The sequence below is a fragment of the Streptomyces sp. NPDC031554 genome (assembly GCF_055580685.1).
Window position 1 is genome coordinate 216,073 of sequence record NZ_JBVIKX010000005.1, and the last position, 19,173, is coordinate 235,245.

Here is a 19,173-nt window from a genome sequence, read left to right on the forward strand (position 1 = left end):
GGCGGGCCCGGCGCGGGGGGCGCCGGGGGGGCGCGGGGGGGGGGGGGCCCCCCCCCCCGGGGGGGGGGGGGGGGGGGGGGGGGGGGGGGGGGGGGGCCCCCCCCCCCCCCCCCCCCCCCCCCGCCCCTCACATCCCGCTGCGCTGCCCCGGCACCCCGCCCCGGGACCCCGCGTACGCGTCCCGCGGATGCTGCTCCCCGGCCAGGGCGCTCGCGGAGGCCGGGGCCATGCCCAGTGCCCCCGCTCCCGCGGTCCGCCGCACCTGCGGCGGCACCCCCGGCGTCTCGGGGTGCGGAGCGCCGGCCCCGCCCACCGTGACGGCGGGCGCCGGCTCGCTCTCCGCCGCGGGCACCCGCTCGCTCTGCGGCCGCCGCGCCCGGTACGCCGCCCGGTAGGCCGCCGGCGAGGACCCGAGCTGGCGCCGGAAGTGTCCGCGCAGCGCGACCGGCGAGCGGAAGCCGCACCGTCCGGCGACCTCGTCGACGGAGTAGTCCGACGTCTCCAGCAGCCGCTGCGCCTGGAGCACCCGCTGGGTGATCAGCCACTGCAGCGGTGCGCTGCCGGTCAGCGACCGGAAGCGGCGGTCGAACGTCCGCCGGCTCATGTAGGCGCGCGCGGCCAGCGTCTCCACGTCGAACTGTTCGTGGAGGTGCTCCAGCGCCCAGGCGACGACCTCGGCGAGCGGGTCGGCGCCGATCTCCTCCGGTAAAGACCGGTCGAGGTAGCGCTCCTGGCCGCCGGTCCGGCGCGGCGGGACCACGAGCCGGCGGGCCAGCGCACCGGCCGCCTCGTTGCCGTGGTCCGTCCGCACGATGTGGAGGCAGAGATCGATCCCGGCCGCCGTCCCCGCCGACGTCAGCACGTCGCCGTCGTCGACGAACAGCTCACGCGGATCGACGTGCACCGACGGATAGCGCTTGGCCAGCGTCGGTGCGTACATCCAGTGCGTCGTGGCCGGCCGGCCGTCCAGCAGGCCCGCCGCCGCCAGCACGAACGCGCCGGTGCACAGGCCCACGATGCGGGCGCCCTCCTCGTGCGCCCGGCGCAGCGCGTCGAGCGCGTCGGCCGGTGGTGGCGAGGTGATCGAGCGCCAGGCCGGTACGACGACCGTGCCCGCCCTCGATATCGCCTCCAGGCCGTGTGGCGCGGTGAGTTCCAGGCCCCCTGTGGTCCGCAGCGGGCCGTCCTCACCCGCGCACACCAGAAGGCGGTAGCGAGGTACGCCGGCGTCCTGGCGGTCGATCCCGAACACCGACAGCGGAATGGAACTCTCGAAGATGGGGCCGCCGCTGAACAGCAGCACCGCGACGATCTCCTTGCGGCGTCGCCCGGACAGTTTCCGGGCCGCGGCTTCCGGCGCGGCGGTGGAGTCGTGGCTCATCCCTGCTAAGCCCCCCTCGGTGGTCGCGGCTCCTCGGTTGTGTCGCTCCTGCACGTTTCCCCTCGGTCCTGCACGAGTCCCCCGCCGTAGACAGTCAAGATCGAAATCTACTGTGTCGCGTCGTGCCGGAGTGGCCAGTTCGTCACCCGGCACATTGTCGACATGGCAACTTGGCGTGAAGCATTCGATCACGAAGCGTTGCACTCGTGGGCCGTGCGGGGAAGTGCGCCTCGTCGCAGTGGCCAATCCACGTAGGGTGCCAGGGCCCTCCGGACGCCTTTTCGCGCAGGTCGGACGGGGTGAGGGGGGTGGGTGGGGCAAGGCATGCGCGGTATCCGGAAGTTGGCTGAAAAGATACGGGCGCGTGCGTGAAAACCGGTCAGTCGACCGGTGAGCTTCCGCCGCTGTGACGACCGCCACGGCGGGACCCGGTTCCGGTGCGCCGACGGCCCTCCCGGTACGGCGCGCGCGGCGGGCGTCCCCCGTCGGGGAGCCGGGCAGCGTACCGCTCGGAGCGGCGCAGCAGCAGCCGGCAGGCGGCAGTGACGGCGGTCAGGCCGACGGCGGTGCCCGCGGTTCCGGCCAGGGAGGTGCCGTACCAGAGGAGGACCACCGGGACGAGGACGCAGCTGAAGGCCGCCCAGCGGATCAGTTCCGTCGTCCTGTCGTCGCCGGGGCGCGTCTCGGGGGTCGGGCGGGACGAGGGCATGGGGCGGGCTCCTCCCTGGGGGCGGTTCAGGGGGTTCAACGCCCGTCCGACGCGTCGGTCACTCCCCGGGCGGCCGGCGGGCAGGTGAACTCCGTACGAACCGGCTGTACGGGGCAGCGACCATTGCGTCACGGGCGGCCCCTCGTGCATGCTCCCTGGAACCCCCCGCGGACCGCGGGCGGAAATGGGCCCCAAAGGCGTGGCGCCGTACCCTTGGGGGTATGGGGTCGGGAAGATGATTCCCGGACACGCTCCGCCGTTCACGCTCCTCCCACCCGTAAAAGGATCGATACGCCGAGACAGCCATGGCCGGTCACGAATTCTCCGAACCAGCGGACCGCAAGCGGCCGGTCGCCGATCACGCGGCGGCCGATCCCCTGGCGGCGGAGGAGGCACGCCCCTCCTGTGATCCCGCTTTCCAGCACGGTGTCGTCGTCGGCTTCGACGGATCGACGTCCAGCGAGCGGGCCCTGGCGTACGCCGTCGGGATGGCCCACCGCTCCCGTGCGGGCCTGATCATCGTCCACGTGGCCAACCGGCTGCCCACCACGGTGTGGGCGGGCTGCGAGCCGCCGGTCTTCGTGGACGTGCCGGACCACCGCACCGAGGTGCTCGGTCTGGAACTGGCCTGCGCCGAGTACCTGTCCGAGGTGCCCTGGATCCTGGTCGAGCGCGGCGGCGACATCTGCCACGAACTCGAGGAGGTGGGGCGGGAGTACGCGGCGGACGCGATCGTCGTCGGCTCGACGCACGGCCTCGTCGGGCGGATCTTCGGCTCGGTCGCGGGGCGGCTCGCCAAGCGGGCGAGGCGGCCCGTCGTCGTCATTCCCTGAACTCCCCGGATTCACCGGACTCCCTGACGCCCCGTCAACTCGCCTTCACTCCGGGAGCGACGGGTCCCGGATCTCCTCGGCTCCCCCCGGGTTCCCCTCGCGCGGCGCGGTGGGACGCGACGGGCCGCCCGTCCCGGGGCGACGGCCACGGGGCGAACGGCGGCCCGCGTCGGGGGAGTCGGACTTCCGCCGGAAGCGACGGACCCCCCGTGCGCGACGGCGTCACGGGGGGTCCGTCCGTTCCGGTCGCCCTACTCGACCGTCACCGACTTCGCCAGGTTCCGCGGCTTGTCGATGTCACGGCCGAGGGCCTTGGCCGTGTAGTAGGCGAGGAGCTGGAGGGGGATGCCCATGAGGATGGGGTCGAGCTCGTCCTCGTTCTTGGGCACGACGATCGTCTGGTCGGCCTTCTCCTGCTCCCGGTGGGCCACCGCGAGGATCCGGCCGCTGCGGGCCTTGATCTCCTCCAGGGCGGCGCGGTTCTTCTCCAGCAGGTCGTCGTCGGGGACGATCGCGACCGTCGGCAGGGCCGGCTCGATCAGGGCCAGCGGACCGTGCTTCAGCTCGGAGGCCGGGTAGGCCTCGGCGTGGATGTAGGAGACCTCCTTGAGCTTCAGGGAGGCCTCACGGGCCACCGGGTAGCCCCGGACGCGGCCGATGAAGAGCATCGAGCGGGCCTCGGCGAACTGCTCCGCCAGCTCCTTGATCTCCTCCTCGCCCTTCAGGATCTCGGCGATCTGGGCGGGCAGCCTGCGCAGACCCTCGATGATCCGCTTGCCGTCGCGCACCGACAGGTCGCGGGTGCGGCCGAGGTGCAGCGCGAGCAGCGCGAAGGCGACGGTGGTGTTGGTGAAGCACTTGGTGGAGACGACGCAGACCTCCGGCCCGGCGTGCACGTAGACGCCGCCGTCGGCCTCGCGGGCGATGGCGGAGCCGACCACGTTCACCACGCCGAGGACCCGCGCGCCCTTGCGCTTCAGCTCCTGGACGGCGGCCAGCACGTCGTAGGTCTCACCGGACTGGGAGACGGCGATGTACAGGGTGTCGGGGTCGACGACCGCGTTGCGGTAGCGGAACTCGGAGGCGGGCTCGGCGTCCGCGGGGATGCGGGCCAGCTCCTCGATCATCTGGGCGCCGATCATGCCCGCGTGGTACGAGGTGCCGCAGCCGAGGATCTTCACGCGGCGGATCTGGCGCGCCTCGCGGGCGTCCAGGTTGAGGCCGCCCAGGTGCACGGTGGAGAAGCGGTCGTCGATGCGGCCGCGCAGCACGCGGTCCACGGCGTCGGCCTGCTCGTGGATCTCCTTGTGCATGTAGGTGTCGTGGCCGCCCATGTCGTAGGAGGCGGCCTCCCACTCCACGGTGGTGGGCTCCGCGGTGGTGCGGGTGCCCTCCGTGGTGTAGGTGCGGAAGTCGTCGGCCTTGAGGGTGGCCATCTCGCCGTCGTCGAGGGTGACGATCTGGCGGGTGTGGGCGACCAGGGCGGCGATGTCCGAGGCGACGAACATCTCCTTCTCGCCGATGCCGAGGACGACCGGGGAGCCGTTGCGGGCGACGACGATCCGGTCGTTGAAGTCGGCGTGCATGACGGCGATGCCGTAGGTGCCCTCGACCACGCGCAGCGCCTCGCGGACCTTGTCCTCGAGCTTCTCGGCCCCGGAGCGGGCGATGAGGTGGACGAGGACCTCGGTGTCGGTCTCGGAGAGGAACTCGACGCCGTCCGCCTCCAGCTTGCGGCGCAGGTCGGAGGCGTTGTCGACGATGCCGTTGTGGACGACGGCGACCTTGAGGTCGGCCGACATGTGCGGGTGGGCGTTCACGTCGGAGGGGGCGCCGTGGGTGGCCCAGCGGGTGTGGGCGATACCGGTGGTGCCCTTGAAGCGGGCCGGGACCTTGGCCTCCAGGTCGCGCACGCGTCCCTTGGCCTTGACCATCTTCAGGCCGGCCGTCTTCGGGGAGGTGACGACGATGCCCGCGGAGTCGTAGCCGCGGTACTCCAGACGCTGCAGGCCCTCCAGGAGCAGGGGCGCGACGTCACGCTTCCCGATGTATCCGACGATTCCGCACATGTGTAGGCAATCCCTCTGTAGTTCTCGGCCGGGCCGTGGCGGTCGCTCAGCCGTAGACGATGCGGCGCAACTGGCGGAGCGTGGGCTCCGGCGGTGCCACCGCCCGGTATCTCAGGTCCGCCGCGATCCGTTCGAAGATCTCCGCGTTGACCAGGCCCTGGGCCTGGAGCTCGCGGTGGCGGCGACGGACGAATTCCTCGGTCGTCTCGTCGAAGTAGGCGAGGACGTCCTGGATCACCCGCAGGGCCTCACCCCGGTTCAGCGGGGTGGAGCGCGTCAGGTGATCAACGAGTTCGTCGTGCACCCGGTAGATCCTGGGGTACCGGCGGGACTTTCGCAAGATTCCTGCCCGATTCCGGGCAGAACCCTGGCGGGAGGTCGTGGGCGGCCTGTGCGTGTGCTAGGGGTGCGTGCGTCCTCCGCCGGGGGGCGTGCACCTCGCCTCGGGGCGTGCCCGCCGGTCAGGGGCGTGCCCGTCCTCGCCGGCGCTGTCCGCCTCACCTGCGGTTTCCGGCTCCGCCCGCGCCGCCGGGCTTTCCCCGCGTCGCCGGGCTTTCCCAGCGCCGCCGGGGCCCCGCCCGCGTCGTCCGGCGGCCGCACTCGTGCCGTCCGGTCTCACATGCGGTGGAGGACCGCCTGTTTGGCCCTCGCGAACTCCTCGTCCGTCAGGACGCCCTCGCGGTGCAGTTCGCCCAGCTCGCGCAGGCGGCGCAGGAGCGTGTCGTGGTCGTCCCCCGCGGCCGGTCCCGGCAGCCGCGCCGGGGGTGCGGCGTCCCCGGGGCCCGCGGCCGGGTGCGGCAGCCTGGCCTGCACGGCGGCCGCGACCAGCGCCATCAGCGGGTCCTTCTTGAACCCCCACAGCTCCACGGCGTTCGGGTCGTACTTCGCCGGGGTCCTCGCCGGGGCGCCCCGGACGGTGAACCGCAGGTGGCCGTTGTCCAGTCCGGACGCCGGACGCCACTCCACGGCCGTGATCACGTCGACGGGCAGGGTGCGGACGCCGGCGGCGGCCTTGGCCTCCTCCGTCTTCCAGTTCCACTCCAGGCGCACCCGCTCGCCGTCGAAGCCCGCCGTGCCGTCCCCGGCGGACACCGACAGGGGCACGGGCGGGGACGGCAGCAGATAGGCGTCCACCGGGGTGGCGGGGACCCGGTCGAGCAGCAGCGCGTCGCGCACCTCGTCGACGAGGTACTCGGCGACGCCGTGGCGGTCGGGCTCCACCGTCAGCCGGTAGGGGTCGTGGGGCTCGGCGAGCCGGCCCCCGGTCGCCTGCAGCAGAGGACAGGCGCCGTCGCGCATCCGCAGCCTGAGCCGTCCGGACCGCTTGCCCTGCTCGAACGAGATCCCCGCCAACGCGCCGAGCGGCACGACGAGTTCACCCAGGGTGCCGCGGAGCGGGCTGATGTTCCGGTCCCGGCCCGGTGTCAGCCGCAGGGCGTCCCCGTCGAAGACCCAGGTGCCGTCCTTCTGGATGATTTCCGCCATGGGGTGATTGTTCCATCAGGTGTTCGTCCCCGGAACGGCATGACGACGCGCGCCCGGAACGGCACGACGCGCGCCCCCGAGGACCGTACTCGGGGGCGCGCGTCCGTCCGCGGGGCTCAGAGGCCGGCGAGGGGGTTCCGCAGGGTGCCGACCAGCTGGAGGGCGGCCGAGGGGTCCGCCAGGTCCACCATCTGCCGGTTGTCGCGCAGCTGGAGGCGGTTGAGGCAGGACAGCGCGAACTCGGGGGCGAACAGGTCGTACTGCCGGAACCGGTCGTCGAGTTCGGGGTGTGCCTCCTGGTACTCGCGGGTGACCTCGGCGACCGTGCGCCAGAAGTCGTCCTCCGCCAGGACCTCCTCGGTGGCCAGGCCGGCGGCGAGGAAGCGGAAGAAGCAGTCGAAGACGTCCGTGAAGATCGACAGGAGCTTCATGTCCTCGGGGACCTCGGCCCGGACGCGCCGCACCTCGGGCGGCAGCACCGCGTCCGGGTCCATGACGACGATCTCCTCGGCGATGTCCTTGTAGACCGCCCGCTGCACGACACCGTCCTTCAGGACCAGGATGGTGTTCTCGCCGTGCGGCATGAAGGCCAGGTCGTAGGCGTAGAAGGAGTGCAGGAGGGGGGTGTAGTACGCCCGCAGGTAGTGCCGCAGCCACGCGGTGGGGGCCAGGCCCGACCGCGCGATCAGCTCACCGGCCACCGACCTGCCCTCGTGGTCCACGTGGACCAGGGCGGCCATCGTGGTGAGGGACTCGCCGTCGCGGAGGGCGGGGACGGGGCTCTCCCGCCACAGCGCGGCCAGCATCTTGCGGTACGGCGAGTAGCGGTCGGTCGCCGCCTCGTACTCCAGGTGCCGGTAGCCCACGGCCGCCCGCTCCCGGATGATCGACAGGCCCGTGGACTTCAGCACCGGGTCGTTGTCGATCAGCCGGTCCAGCCAGTCGTTGATCGCCGGGGTCGCCTCCATGTACGCCGCCGACAGGCCGCGCATGAAGCCCATGTTGAGGACGGACAGGGCCGTCTTCACGTAGTGCTTCTCGGGGTGGGTGGCGTTGAAGAACGTCCGGATGGACTGCTGGGCCAGGTACTCGTCGTCGCTCTCGCCGAGGCACACCAGGTTCTGGCGGGCCACCTCGGCGGCGAAGGTGACGCTGAGCTTGTTCCACCACTGCCAGGGGTGGACGGGGATGAGGAGGTAGTCGGCCGGGTCGAGGCCCCGCCCGCGCAGTACGCCGTCGAAGCGCTCGACGGTCTCCTCGCCCAGCTCCTGCCGGACGAACGACGCGTAGTCGATGCCGGCGCCCGCCGTGAACGCCGCCCGCGACCGGTGCGCCGCCAGCCACACCAGGCGGACCGGGTGCGCGGTCTCCGGCGCGTACGCCAGGTACTCGTCGACGCCGAAGCCGAGCCGTCCGTTGTTGGCGACGAAGCAGGGGTGGCCCTCGGTCATGCCGCTCTCGAGGGCCTGGAAGCCGCCTTCGAGCAGTCCGGCGGCCGTGACCTGCGGCTTGGTGAGTTTGTAGCAGGTGCCGGAGAGGGTGGAGGAGATCTCCTCCAGGTAGACCGGCAGGATCTCGTCGCTCAGGCCGAGCGTGTGCCGCAGCTCGATGAAGAAGTCCAGTGCGGCCAGGGGCAGCTCGGCGCCGTCCCGGGTGCGGGTGATCGAGCCGGCGTCGACCTGCCAGTGGTCCAGGGCGCGGCGCACGGCGGTGAAGCGGTAGGACGTCAGGCCGTCGTCGCTGCGGACGACGTACCGGCCGTCCTGCCCGTCCGCGGGCTCGGGCGTGAACAGCCGTTCGTGGGCGAACTCCGCGAGGGCCTTGCGCACCAGCAGGCGGTTGGCCTCCTCCCAGCGCTCGGGGGAGAGGTGGGCCACGGCGTCGGTGAGGCTCATGCGGCCACCCCCGTGGCGGCGGCGAACCGCTCCCGCGTGCAGAAGCTGAGCAGCGCCTTCTTCTCCGGCTTGTCGATCTCGCGCTCGGGGACGAAGCCGACGGCCTCGTTCAGCGCGTGCACGGCCTTGTTGGAGACGTCCGGCTCGACCACCACCCGTTCGGCGGCCGGGTCCTGGAAGAGGCGGGCCATGACGGCGGTGATGACCGCGCGGGTGAAGCCGTGCACGGGCCGGTCGGCGGGGGCGACCAGGAAGTGCATGCCGACGTCGCCGGGCCGCGGCTCGTACAGGCCGACCAGCTCGCGGTGACGGGGGTCGTAGTACTCCATCAGGAAGGCCGGTGTGCCGTCGTGCAGCCCGAGCAGGGCGTGGTGGTGCTCGTCGGCGGCGATCTCCGCGTAGGCGCGTTCGACGTCGGCCGGCGTGGCGTCCTGCATCATCCAGAAGGCCGCTTTGGGGTGCGTCACCCAGGAGTGCAGCAGCTCGGCGTCCCTCCGGGGGTCGAGGGAGCGGAAGGTGAGGGGGCCGACGGCCTCGGTCGTGCTCATGCGCCGAACTCCTGGAAGGCGATGGTCTTCTCGACGGGGTAGTACTCGCTGCCGAGCAGCTCGCGGATGATGCAGCTGTTGCGGTAGGCGCCCATGCCGAGGTCGGGGCTGGTGACGCTGTGCGTGTGGACGCCGGCGTTCTGCAGGAAGACGCCCCGGCCGGTGACGTCGATCGCGTAGTCGCGGGTGACGTCGAAACGGCCGTGCGCGTCGAAGCGGAGCCGGTCGCGGACCGGGTCGAGGAAGGCCGGCGGCTCGTAGTGGTAGCCGGTGGCCAGCACGATGGCCTCGGTGCGGATCTCGAAGTCCTTGTCCTGCTCGTCCTGGTGGAGGCCGAGGGTGTAGCCGCCGTCCTCGTACCGGGCCGAGGTCAGCGAGGAGTTGGTGAGCAGCCGGGTGGGGACCCCGCGGCCGGCGCTCTCGACGTTCTTCTGGTAGAGCAGGTCGAAGATCGCGTCGATCAGCGTCGAGTTGATGCCCTTGAAGAGGCCCTTCTGCTGCTTCTCCAGCCGGTAGCGGGTCTCCTCGGGCAGCGCGCGGAAGTAGTCGATGTAGTCCGGGGAGGTCATCTCCAGGGTCAGCTTGGTGTACTCCAGCGGGAAGAACCGCGGGGACCGGGTGACCCAGTTGAGCTGGTAGCCGTGGTCGTCGATCCCGGAGAGCAGCTCGTGGTAGATCTCGGCGGCGCTCTGCCCGCTGCCGACCACGGTGATCGACTTCTTCTCCCGCAGCTCCGCCTTGCGGTGCATGTACTGCGAGGTGTGCAGGACGCCGTCCTCCAGACCGCGGCACGCCTCGGGGACGTACGGCACGGTGCCGGTGCCGAGGACCAGGTGCGGGGCGCGGAACTCCTCGCCGCCCGTGGTCCGCACGGTGTACAGCTCGGTGCCCTCGTCGTACGTCACCTCGGCGACCGTCGTCGAGAAGCGCACGCTGCTCAGCTTGCCGGCGGCCCAGCGGCAGTAGTCGTCGTACTCCACGCGCAGCGGGTAGAAGTTCTCGCGGATGTAGAACGGGTACAGCCGGCCCTTCTCCTTCAGGTAGTTGAGGAAGGAGTACGGCGAGGTCGGGTCGGCGAGGGTGACCAGGTCCGACATGAACGGTGTCTGCAGGTGCGCACCGTCGAGGAACATGCCCGCGTGCCATTCGAAGTCGGGCTTGGACTCCAGGAAGACGCCGTTCAGCGCCTCGATGGGTTCGGTCAGGCAGGCCAGGCCCAGATTGAAGGGGCCGAGCCCGATCCCGACCAGGTCGTGGGTGGCGGCGGGGTTTTCAGGACGCGCGGTCAAGGGACTCTCCCAGGTACTGCTCGGCGTGGCCGGCGATCAGTTCGAGGACGGCGGCCATGTCGTCGACCGTCGTCTCGGGGTTCAGCAGGGTGAACTTCAGGTAGTGGCGGCCGCTCACCTTGGTGCCCGCCACCACCGCGTCGCCGGAGGCGAACAGGGCCTTGCGGGCGTACAGGTTGGCGCGGTCGATCTCGGCCGGGTCGGTGACGGACCGCGGGACGTAGCGGAAGACCAGGGTGGACAGCGACGGTTCGACGACGACGTCGAAGCGCGGGTCGGCGGCGAGCAGTTCCCAGCCCCGGGCCGCGAGGTCGCAGACCTCGTCGAACAGTTGGCCGATGCCGTCGGCGCCCATCGTGCGCAGGGTCATCCACAGTTTCAGCGCGTCGAAGCGGCGGGTGGTCTGCAGGGACTTGTCCACCTGGTTGGGGATGCGTTCCTGCACCATGCGGCGGGGGTTGAGGTACTCGGCGTGGTAGGTGGCGTGGCGCAGCGTGGCCGCGTCCCGGACGAGGACGGCCGAGGAACTCACCGGCTGGAAGAAGGACTTGTGGTAGTCCACGGTGACGGAGTCGGCGCGCTCGATGCCGTCGATGCGGTCGCGGTACTTGACCGAGGCGAGCAGTCCGCAGCCGTAGGCGGCGTCGACGTGCATCCAGGCGCCGTGGCGCTCGCACAGCTCGGCGATCTCGGGCAGCGGGTCGATGGAGCCGAAGTCGGTGGTGCCGGCGGTGGCGACGACGGCCATGGGGAGGAGGCCGGCCTCCTCGCAGCGCTGGAGCTCGCGGGCGAGGGCGACGGTCTGCATGCGCTTGTCGTGGTCGACGGGGATCGAGATCACCGCGTCCGGTCCCAGGCCCAGCAGTTTCGCCGACTTCTGCACGCTGAAGTGGCTGACGTCGGAGGTGAACACGCGCAGCCGGTGCGGGGAGTCGGCCTTGGCCTCCTCGCGGGCGAGGAGCAGCGCCTGCAGGTTGGACTGGCTGCCGCCGGAGGTGAACACGCCGTCGGCGGCGGGTCCGAGGCCGATCCGGGCGGCCGTCCAGTCGATCAGTTTCCGCTCGATGAGCGTGCCGCCCGCCGACTGGTCCCAGGTGTCCAGGGAGGAGTTGACGGCGGACAGGACCGCCTCGCCGAGCACGGCCGGGATGACGACCGGGCAGTTGAGGTGGGCGAGGTAGCGGGGGTGGTGGAAGTAGACCGCGTCGCGGAGGTAGACCTCCTCCAGCTCGTCCAGCACCGCCGTGGTGTCGCCCAGCGGCCGGTCGAGGTCGATGCGCTCGATGCGGGGGGCGAGGGCGTCGACCGTGACGCCGGTGAACGGACGGTCGGTGGCGGCGAGTTTGGCGGCCACCCGCTCGACTCCTTCGGTCACGGTGCGGCGGTACCGCTCCGCGTTCGTGTCATTGAGCAGGTGCGAGCGCATCGTGGGGGTCCTCCGGTATGGGGACGGGTCCGCCGCGGGACGGACGCGGGAGCGGAGCCTCGATTTTTACTTAGGCAAGCCTAACCTAAGTAACGCTGGCGAAACGCCACCCGGCCGTGATGGTCATCACGTTTGCATGCCTGTTCAACTGCCTTGAATAAAAAGGGAGTTGGTCACCCGGCGGCGCGCAGCTGCTCCTCGGTCATGCCCTGGCGCCAGTACCCGACGAAGGTGACCCGGCTCCGGTCGATGCCGCGCTCCCGCACGAGGTGCCGGCGCAGCGCCTTCACCGAGCCCGACTCGCCGGCGATCCAGGCGTACGGCCGCTCGGCGGGCGGGAGCGGCGCCTCGCGCAGGGCGTCGAGGCAGCTCCCGTCGGTCCGCCAGGAGATCTCGGCGTCCGCCGCGGTCACCAGGTCCCGCGCGCTCCCGGCGTCGCGCACCTCCAGCCACGCCCGCACGCGCCGTCCGGCGGGCAGGGCCGCGAGGATGGACGCGATCGCCGGCAGGGCCGTCTCGTCGCCCCACAGCAGCACCAGGTCGGTGTCGTCCGGCGGCCGGAACCGGATCGCCCGGTTGTCGGCGACGGCGGGGCCGAGCAGCAGCACCCGGTCGCCGGCGCGGGCCCGGCCGGCCCACGCGGAGGCGGGGCCGGCCGGGGTGTGCAGCACGAAGTCGATGTCGAGTTCGTCGGGGTCCCGGCGCAGCGCCCGCAGTGTGTACGAACGCATCACCGCCCGTACGTCGTCCGGCAGTTCCCGCCAGCCCTGCCACCAGCTGTCCCCCAGTTCCAGGGGCACGGCCGGCGCGTCCTGCCCCGGATGCGGCAGGAACAGCGACAGGGACTGGTCGTAGCCGTCGGAGAGGAAGTACCGCAGGTCCTCCCCGGCGAAGCTCACCCGGACCAGGGACGGCCCCAGCCGTCTCGTCCGTACGACGTGCAGGGCGAAGAAGCGGAACGGGGCGGCGACGGCCGTGGTCATGCGGTCTCCTGGGGAGGGGGAGGGGCATTCGGCCTTGCGGTGGCGGTGGCGGCCCGGGGCCCGCCCGGCCCGGCCGGACGGGCCCCGGGATCACGGCGCCTCGGTCAGGAGACCTTCTTCGCCTTCTCGAGCGCCTCGGCGAGGGTCTCCAGCAGCGGCACGCACTTGTCGTACGACAGGATCGGCTCGGGCGAGCGGGCGATGACCTGCCCGGCCTTGACCGCGGGGAGCTGCTTCCACGTCGGCTTGGTGATGTCGGCCGGCTGGATCGTCGAGGAACGGTCGTCCATCATGATGATGTCGGCCTGGTACTTGTCGACGTTCTCCCAGCTCAGCGACTCGTACCAGCCGCCGCCCACGGCCTTGGAGCTCTCCGGCGGCTCGATGAAGTTCACGCCGAGGGACTTGAAGTACTCCAGGTCGATGGAGAGGTTCGTGCCCGAGACGTAGAACAGCTGGTCGCTCGCGGAGCCGGCCATGACCTTGAGGTCGGGCTTGGCCTTGGCGGCGGCGCGCAGCCGGGTCGCGGCGGTCTCGAAGCGCTTCTTGGCGTCGGTGACCTTCGCCGCGGTCATGTCCGCGCCGAGGGACTCGGCCAGTTCCCACACGCGCTCCAGCGGAGCGGTGAGCTGCCGGTCGTAGACGGAGACGCCGACGCTCGGGGCCAGCTTGGCGATCTTGTCCTTGGAGGCCTCGGGGACGTACCAGAGGGTGCCGGCGTCGTCGAACATCGTGGAGATGAGCACGTCGGGCGCGAGGGCCGCGTACTTCTCGACGTTGAACTCGTCCCAGACGTTGCCGAGGACCTCGACCTTGCTGACGTCCATGTCGCCGGCCTGGACGTCGGCCTTGCCGTCGGTGGTCCTCGTCGGCCCGAAGACGCCCTTGACCTGGATGCCGTAGTCGAAGAGGGCGGCCGCGACGCCCGTGAACGCGACGATGTTCGCCGGGATCCCGTCGAGCTTCACGGTGGTCCCGCGGTCGTCCTTGAACGTCCAGGGGCCGGACTTGGCGGCAGCGTCGTCCGTCGACTTCGAGCCACCGCTCTTGGAGTCGTCGTCCCCGCAGGCTGCGAGCACGGCACCGAGGCCGAGGGCGCCACCGGCGGCGAGGATGCCGCGACGGGTGAGGTGAGTGGCTCTGGCGTTGGACATGAGTGTGGCCGCTTTCGAACGGGGCGGATCACCGCCGGACAATTCGAAGGTAGGTTAGCCTAACCTCAGATCTTGTCCAGGGGGCGGGTCCGCCCGCAACCCTCCGCCGTGGCCCCGGCGAGGCCATCCGTACCCGTCGGCCCGGCCCGATACGCATGCGAAGCGCGCGAGTTGGCCGTAAAACGCCTCTTGCGGCGGGCTTCGGCGACTGCTTAATGGTCCCCACGGGTGCGGGTGCTGACGGGGGGACTCATGGAGGCTCAGGGAACGATCGGGGCGCCGATGCTCCCACCGCCGCCCCCGGCGAAGGGGACGGCCGTCGTCCTGAAGGTGAGCAAACGGCTGCTGTGGGTGGGGGAGGCGGCCTATCCGCTGCGCAACATCGCACGCGTCCACACCTTCGTCCTCAAGCCCAAGAGGATGGAGGCGTTCAGCGACTTCCTGAAGGGCGTGGCCTACACCGTGGTGGCGTTGGCCGTCATCCAGGCGATCAACGCGAGCAACTCCTCCGGCAGGGCCGCGGACGACAGCGCCCAGGTGCTGTGGGTGCTGGGCCTGACCGTACTGGTCTGGCTGTTCTCACGGATGCTGAAGGCGTGGGCCTCGCCGGACGAACACGTCCTGGCCGTCGAGACCTCCAGCGGCTCCACGGCCCTGGTGACCCTGCCCGACCCCGCCCAGCTGAAGCAGCTGGTCCTCTACATCACCCACACCATCGAGCACCCCGAGGCCGAGTTCCAGGTCTGGGTGCAGAGCCTCCAGGTCAACCCCAGGAACTACCAGTTCGGCGACACGGTGAACATGTACGGCGGCCTCAACCACACGGGGATGGTGAAGAAGTGAGCGGCAACACCTTCCACAACCACGGCGACTCGGTGTACATCGACGGGGGCTCGGGCCACATCGGCATGGTCAAGGCCGGCGGCGGCGCGACCGGCGTCCAGGAGGCGGTCGAGGCGCTGCGCCTGCAGCTCCGGGAGCTGCGCGGCACGCTGCCGCCGGACGCCGAGCGGACCGTCGAGGACAACCTGCCGGTCGTCGCCGACGGCACGCGCGCCGCCGGCGAGCGGCGCGCGGCCCTGGTCGCCCTCTCCGGAGCGGTCGCGGCCCTCGGGTCGGCGGCGGCACCGGTACGGGACCTGATCGAGGGACTGCGAGGCATGCTGGGCGGGTGACCTCCCGTCGGGTGACCTCCCGTCGGGTGACCTCCTCGGTGATCGGCCACCCGGCGGGTGACTCACCGCCGGGTGGCCGCCCGCCGGGTGGCGCGGTGGGCCGGTCCCGGTGTCCGCGGGAACCGGCACCGCCTCAGCCCACCAGCCCCAGCTCGCGGGCGATCAGCATCCGCTGCACCTCGCTCGTGCCCTCGCCGATCTCCAGGATCTTGGAGTCGCGCCACATGCGGGCGACCGGGTACTCGTTCATGAAGCCGTAGCCGCCGTGGACCTGGGTGGCGTCGCGGGCGTTGTCGACGGCGACGGTCGAGGAGTACAGCTTCGCCAGGGCCGCCTCCTTCTTGAAGGGCTCCCCGGACACCAGACGCGACGCCGCGTCGCGCCAGGCGAGGCGGGCCGTGTGGGCCTTCATCTCCATGTCGGCGATCTTGAACTGGATCGCCTGGTTGGCGCCGATCGGACGGCCGAAGGCGCGGCGTTCCTTGGCGTACTTCACCGACTCGTCGACACAGCCCTGGGCGAGGCCCGTCGCCAGGGCCGCGATGGCGACGCGGCCCTCGTCCAGGATGCGCAGGAACTGGGCGTAGCCGCGGCCCTCCTCGCCCAGCAGGTTGGCCGCCGGGACGCGGACGTCCGCGAAGGACAGCTCGCGGGTGTCCGAGGCGTTCCAGCCGACCTTGGAGTAGGGCGCGGCGACCGTGAGGCCGGTGGCGCCGGAGGGGACGACGATCGCCGAGATCAGCGGTCTGCCGTCCGGCTTGCGGCCCGTCACCGCGGTGACCGTGACCAGGCCGGTGACGTCCGTGCCCGAGTTGGTGATGAAGCACTTCGTGCCGTTGATCACCCATTCGCCGGTGTCGGGGTCCAGACGGGCCGTGGTGCGCGTCGCGCCCGCGTCGCTGCCGCCGTCCGGCTCGGTCAGGCCGAACGCGCCCAGGATCTCGCCGGCGCACAGCCGCGGCAGCCACTCCCTCTTCTGCGCCTCGGTGCCGAAGAGGTGGATCGGCATCGCGCCGAGCGAGACGCCCGCCTCCAGGGTGATGGCCACCGACGAGTCGACGCGGGCCAGTTCCTCCAGCACGATGCCCAGCGCCAGGTAGTCGCCGCCCATGCCGCCGTACTCCTCGGGGAAGGGCAGCCCGAACAGGCCCATGCGGCCCATCTCGCGGACGATCTCGTACGGGAACTCGTGCCGCTCGTAGAAGTCGCCGATCTTCGGCGCGACGACGTCGTGCGCGAACTGCTCGACGGTGCGCCGCAGTTCTTCCAGCTCGGGGGAGAGACGGTGGTCCATGGCGGTCACTGCTCCTTGTGGGCCTCGCGGCCCTCTTGGCCCTCTGCGTCCTCGTGGGACAGGGCGCGGACGGTGCGGGACGGGCTGGGCCGGCCCAGCCGGCCGGCCATCCAGACGCTGGTGGCGACGAGACGGCCGAGGTCGACCCCGGTGTCGATGCCGAGGCCGGTCAGCATCCACACGAGGTCCTCGGTGGCGAGGTTGCCGGTGGCGGACTTCGCGAACGGGCAGCCGCCCAGGCCGCCCGCCGAGGCGTCGACGGTGGTGACGCCGTGCCGGAGCGCGGCGAGGGTGTTGGCGAGGGCCTGGCCGTAGGTGTCGTGGAAGTGCACGCCCAGCGTGCTCACGGGGACGCCCGCCTCGCCGAGCGCGGTCAGCAGTTCCTCGACGTGGCCGGGGGTGGCGACCCCGATGGTGTCGCCGAGGCTCAGCTCGTCGCAGCCCATGTCGGCCAGGGCCCGGCACACCCGGACGACCTGGGGGACCGGGACCGCGCCCTCCCAGGGGTCCCCGAAGCACATGGAGAGGTAGCCGCGCACGTGCGCCCCGTCGGCCTTGGCGCGCTCCACCACGGGGTGGAACATGGCCAGCGACTCGTCCACCGTGCGGTTGAGGTTGGCCTTGGCGAAGGACTCGGTGGCACTGGCGAACACCGCGACCCGCCGCGCCCCGAGCGCCAGCGCCCGGTCCAGCCCGCGTTCGTTCGGCACCAGCACCGGCAGCTCCACCGGCAGGCCGGCGAGCATCGGGAACAGCTCCTCGGCGTCGGAGAGCTGGGGCACCCACGCCGGGTGGACGAAGCTGGTCGCCTCGATCGTGGTCAGCCCGGCGTCGGCGAGCCGGTGCACGAACTCGGCCTTCACGGCCGTCGGCACGGTGGCCTTCTCGTTCTGCAGGCCGTCGCGGGCGCCGACCTCGTGGATCCTGACCCGCGCGGGCAGGCCCGGCGCGGGCACGGTCATGGGAAGTCCCCGCACGCTCATCCCTCCTCCCCGTGCGGCGCGATCACGGCCAGCACCTGGTCCATGGCGACGGTGGTGCCCGCGGCGACGTCGAGTTCGGCGACCGTGCCGGCGTGCGGGGCGGAGATGACGTGCTCCATCTTCATCGCCTCCACCACCAGCAGGCTCTGCCCGGCCGTCACCTCGTCGCCGACGGCGACCTTCACCACCGTCACCGTGCCCGGCATGGGCGCGGTCAGCGAGTCGGCGCCCGCGTGCGCCGCCCCGGTCAGGGAGGCGGCCACCGGGTCGTGGTCGCGCACCTGCCAGGCGTCGCCGTCGCGGCCCAGCCAGTCACCGGCCCGGTGGAAGGTGTGCCGGACGCCGTCGAGGGTGACGTCGACCTTCTCGTCGGTGACGGCGTGCGTGCCGCGTGGCGTGTGCTCCACGGGGTCGGTGACCCGCAGCGGGAACGCCGGCGGCCGGTGCTCCCCGCCGAGGCGCCACCCGCTCGGCACCGAGAAGGGGTCCGTCCACCCCGCACCGGACGGCTTCAGTCCCTCCAGCCGGACGGCCGCGGCGGCCTCGTAGACCTCCTCCGGCACCTCGGTGGGGACCAGGTCGTCCATCACCCGTTCGACCAGGCCGGTGTCCAGTTCGCCCGCCACGACCTGCGGGTGGGCGAGCAGCCGGCGCAGGAACCCGGCGTTCGTCGGCACGCCCAGCGTGACCGTGTCCGCGAGGGCGGCCCGGAGCCTGCGCAGCGCCGTCGCCCGGTCGGGACCGTACGCGATCACCTTGGAGAGCATCGGGTCGTACAGGCTGCCGACCTCGGTGCCCTCGCTCAGACCCGAGTCGGTGCGCACGCCCTCGCCCTGCGGCTCGCGCAGCCGCAGCACGGTGCCGCCGGACGGCAGGAAGCCGCGGGCGCCCTCCCGGACGGACACCGTCTCGGCGCACACCCGCGCCTCGACGGCGTGCCCCGTCAGACGGATGTCGTCCTGCGCGTACGGCAGCCGCTCCCCGGCCGCCACCCGCAGCTGCCACTCCACCAGGTCGAGCCCGGTGACCAGTTCGGTGACGGGGTGCTCCACCTGGAGACGGGTGTTCATCTCCATGAAGTAGTACGCCTTCGGGTCCCCGCCGGGGACGATGAACTCCACCGTGCCCGCGCCCCGGTAGCCGCACGACAGCGCCGCCTGGACCGCCGCCTCGCCCATCCCCGCGCGGGTGGTCTCGTCGAGGAGCACGCTGGGCGCCTCCTCGACGAGCTTCTGGTGCCGGCGCTGCAGGGAGCACTCGCGCTCGCCCAGGTGGATCACCCGGCCGTGGCCGTCCGCCAGGACCTGGATCTCGATGTGCCGGGGCCGGTCGATCCAGCGCTCGACGAGCAGCGTGTCGTCCCCGAAGGAGGCGCGGGCCTCACGGCGGGCGGCGGCGATCTCGTCCAGGAGGGCGCCCTCCTCCCGCACCAGCCGCATGCCCTTGCCACCGCCGCCGGCCGACGGCTTGAGCAGCACCGGCATGCCGATCTCCAGCGCGGCGGCGGCCAGTTCGGCGTCGCCCAGGCCGCTTCCGCTCGATCCGGGGACCACCGGGACGCCCGCGGCCTGCACGGTCTCCTTGGCGCGGATCTTGTCGCCCATGAGGGAGATCGCCTCGGCCGGCGGCCCGATGAACACGAGCCCGGCGTCGGCGCAGGCGCGCGCGAAGCCGGCGTTCTCCGCGAGGAAGCCGTAGCCGGGGTGGACGGCCTGCGCGCCGGTGCGGGCGGCGGCCTCCAGCAGCCGCTCCACCGACAGGTAGCTCTCGGCGGCCGGCGCCGGACCGATCCGGACGGCCGTGTCGGCCTCCCGGACGTGCCGCGCCTCGGCGTCGGCGTCGGAGAAGACGGCCACCGAGCGCACGCCCAGGGAACGCAGGGTGCGGATCACCCGGACGGCGATCTCGCCCCGGTTGGCCACGAGGACTGTGTCGAACATCGTCTTGAA

17 protein-coding genes are annotated in these 19,173 nt (G+C 72.0%); 3 read left to right on the forward strand and 14 right to left on the reverse strand.

Annotated features, from left to right (window positions below; all coding sequences use genetic code 11):
* Positions 1-127 precede the first annotated feature (127 nt).
* Together ACZ5FU_RS15755 and ACZ5FU_RS15760 are read right to left on the reverse strand one after the other, a co-directional pair.
* Positions 128-1,381: a helix-turn-helix domain-containing protein gene (locus tag ACZ5FU_RS15755; RefSeq protein ID WP_451526571.1), complete on the reverse strand. Its 1,254-nt coding sequence runs from the start codon at positions 1,379-1,381 to the stop codon at positions 128-130.
* Between the two features lie 379 nt (positions 1,382-1,760).
* Complete coding sequence (locus tag ACZ5FU_RS15760) at positions 1,761-2,090, reverse strand: hypothetical protein (protein WP_451526572.1); 330 nt, start codon at positions 2,088-2,090, stop codon at positions 1,761-1,763.
* Between the two features lie 305 nt (positions 2,091-2,395).
* On the opposite strand from ACZ5FU_RS15760, the gene ACZ5FU_RS15765 reads away from it, so the two are divergent.
* On the forward strand, positions 2,396-2,923 hold the full coding sequence (locus tag ACZ5FU_RS15765; RefSeq protein WP_451526573.1) for a universal stress protein: 528 nt from the start codon (positions 2,396-2,398) through the stop codon (positions 2,921-2,923).
* Positions 2,924-3,174: 251 nt separating this feature from the next.
* On the opposite strand, the gene glmS is transcribed toward ACZ5FU_RS15765, so the two are convergent.
* The 9 genes from glmS to ACZ5FU_RS15810 form a co-directional block, all read right to left on the reverse strand.
* Complete coding sequence (gene glmS, locus ACZ5FU_RS15770) at positions 3,175-4,992, reverse strand: glutamine--fructose-6-phosphate transaminase (isomerizing) (protein ID WP_451526574.1); 1,818 nt, start codon at positions 4,990-4,992, stop codon at positions 3,175-3,177.
* Between the two features lie 46 nt (positions 4,993-5,038).
* Positions 5,039-5,296 carry a hypothetical protein gene (locus ACZ5FU_RS15775; RefSeq protein ID WP_451526753.1) on the reverse strand — a complete coding sequence of 86 codons (258 nt, stop codon included), beginning with the start codon at positions 5,294-5,296 and terminating at the stop codon, positions 5,039-5,041.
* Between the two features lie 311 nt (positions 5,297-5,607).
* Positions 5,608-6,477: a DUF4429 domain-containing protein gene (locus tag ACZ5FU_RS15780; protein WP_469045453.1), complete on the reverse strand. Its 870-nt coding sequence runs from the start codon at positions 6,475-6,477 to the stop codon at positions 5,608-5,610.
* 116 nt (positions 6,478-6,593) lie between these two features.
* Entirely contained in the window at positions 6,594-8,372 is a 1,779-nt protein-coding gene (locus ACZ5FU_RS15785; RefSeq protein WP_451526576.1) for an IucA/IucC family protein, read from the reverse strand.
* Positions 8,369-8,920, reverse strand: a complete 552-nt coding sequence (locus ACZ5FU_RS15790) for a GNAT family N-acetyltransferase (protein ID WP_469045454.1) — start codon at positions 8,918-8,920, stop codon at positions 8,369-8,371. Before ACZ5FU_RS15790 ends, ACZ5FU_RS15785 begins: the two co-directional genes overlap by 4 nt.
* Positions 8,917-10,209 (reverse strand): lysine N(6)-hydroxylase/L-ornithine N(5)-oxygenase family protein, encoded by a 1,293-nt coding sequence (locus ACZ5FU_RS15795; RefSeq protein WP_468644099.1) that lies wholly within the window; start codon positions 10,207-10,209, stop codon positions 8,917-8,919. Before ACZ5FU_RS15795 ends, ACZ5FU_RS15790 begins: the two co-directional genes overlap by 4 nt.
* Positions 10,193-11,635 carry a lysine decarboxylase DesA gene (gene desA, locus ACZ5FU_RS15800; RefSeq protein ID WP_451526579.1) on the reverse strand — a complete coding sequence of 481 codons (1,443 nt, stop codon included), beginning with the start codon at positions 11,633-11,635 and terminating at the stop codon, positions 10,193-10,195. The genes ACZ5FU_RS15795 and desA overlap by 17 nt, the downstream gene beginning before the upstream one ends.
* A gap of 173 nt (positions 11,636-11,808) precedes the next feature.
* Positions 11,809-12,618: a siderophore-interacting protein gene (locus ACZ5FU_RS15805; RefSeq protein ID WP_468644097.1), complete on the reverse strand. Its 810-nt coding sequence runs from the start codon at positions 12,616-12,618 to the stop codon at positions 11,809-11,811.
* A 104-nt stretch (positions 12,619-12,722) separates the two neighbouring features.
* Positions 12,723-13,772 (reverse strand): ABC transporter substrate-binding protein, encoded by a 1,050-nt coding sequence (locus tag ACZ5FU_RS15810; protein WP_451526581.1) that lies wholly within the window; start codon positions 13,770-13,772, stop codon positions 12,723-12,725.
* 252 nt (positions 13,773-14,024) lie between these two features.
* On the opposite strand from ACZ5FU_RS15810, the gene ACZ5FU_RS15815 reads away from it, so the two are divergent.
* Together ACZ5FU_RS15815 and ACZ5FU_RS15820 are read left to right on the forward strand one after the other, a co-directional pair.
* Positions 14,025-14,615, forward strand: a complete 591-nt coding sequence (locus ACZ5FU_RS15815; RefSeq protein ID WP_451526582.1) for a DUF6232 family protein — start codon at positions 14,025-14,027, stop codon at positions 14,613-14,615.
* Positions 14,612-14,947, forward strand: a complete 336-nt coding sequence (locus ACZ5FU_RS15820; RefSeq protein WP_468835346.1) for a hypothetical protein — start codon at positions 14,612-14,614, stop codon at positions 14,945-14,947. The genes ACZ5FU_RS15815 and ACZ5FU_RS15820 overlap by 4 nt, the downstream gene beginning before the upstream one ends.
* Before the next feature lie 133 nt (positions 14,948-15,080).
* Here ACZ5FU_RS15820 and ACZ5FU_RS15825 read toward each other — a convergent pair whose 3' ends face one another.
* Genes ACZ5FU_RS15825 through ACZ5FU_RS15835 form a run of 3 tightly spaced genes read right to left on the reverse strand, consistent with a single transcriptional unit; the run spans position 15,081 to position 19,164 of the window.
* Positions 15,081-16,241, reverse strand: a complete 1,161-nt coding sequence (locus tag ACZ5FU_RS15825) for an acyl-CoA dehydrogenase family protein (RefSeq protein ID WP_468835343.1) — start codon at positions 16,239-16,241, stop codon at positions 15,081-15,083.
* A gap of 5 nt (positions 16,242-16,246) precedes the next feature.
* Positions 16,247-17,224: a hydroxymethylglutaryl-CoA lyase gene (locus ACZ5FU_RS15830; RefSeq protein ID WP_451526585.1), complete on the reverse strand. Its 978-nt coding sequence runs from the start codon at positions 17,222-17,224 to the stop codon at positions 16,247-16,249.
* Positions 17,221-19,164: an ATP-binding protein gene (locus ACZ5FU_RS15835; RefSeq protein ID WP_451776000.1), complete on the reverse strand. Its 1,944-nt coding sequence runs from the start codon at positions 19,162-19,164 to the stop codon at positions 17,221-17,223. The genes ACZ5FU_RS15830 and ACZ5FU_RS15835 overlap by 4 nt, the downstream gene beginning before the upstream one ends.
* Between the last annotated feature and the right edge of the window lie 9 nt (positions 19,165-19,173).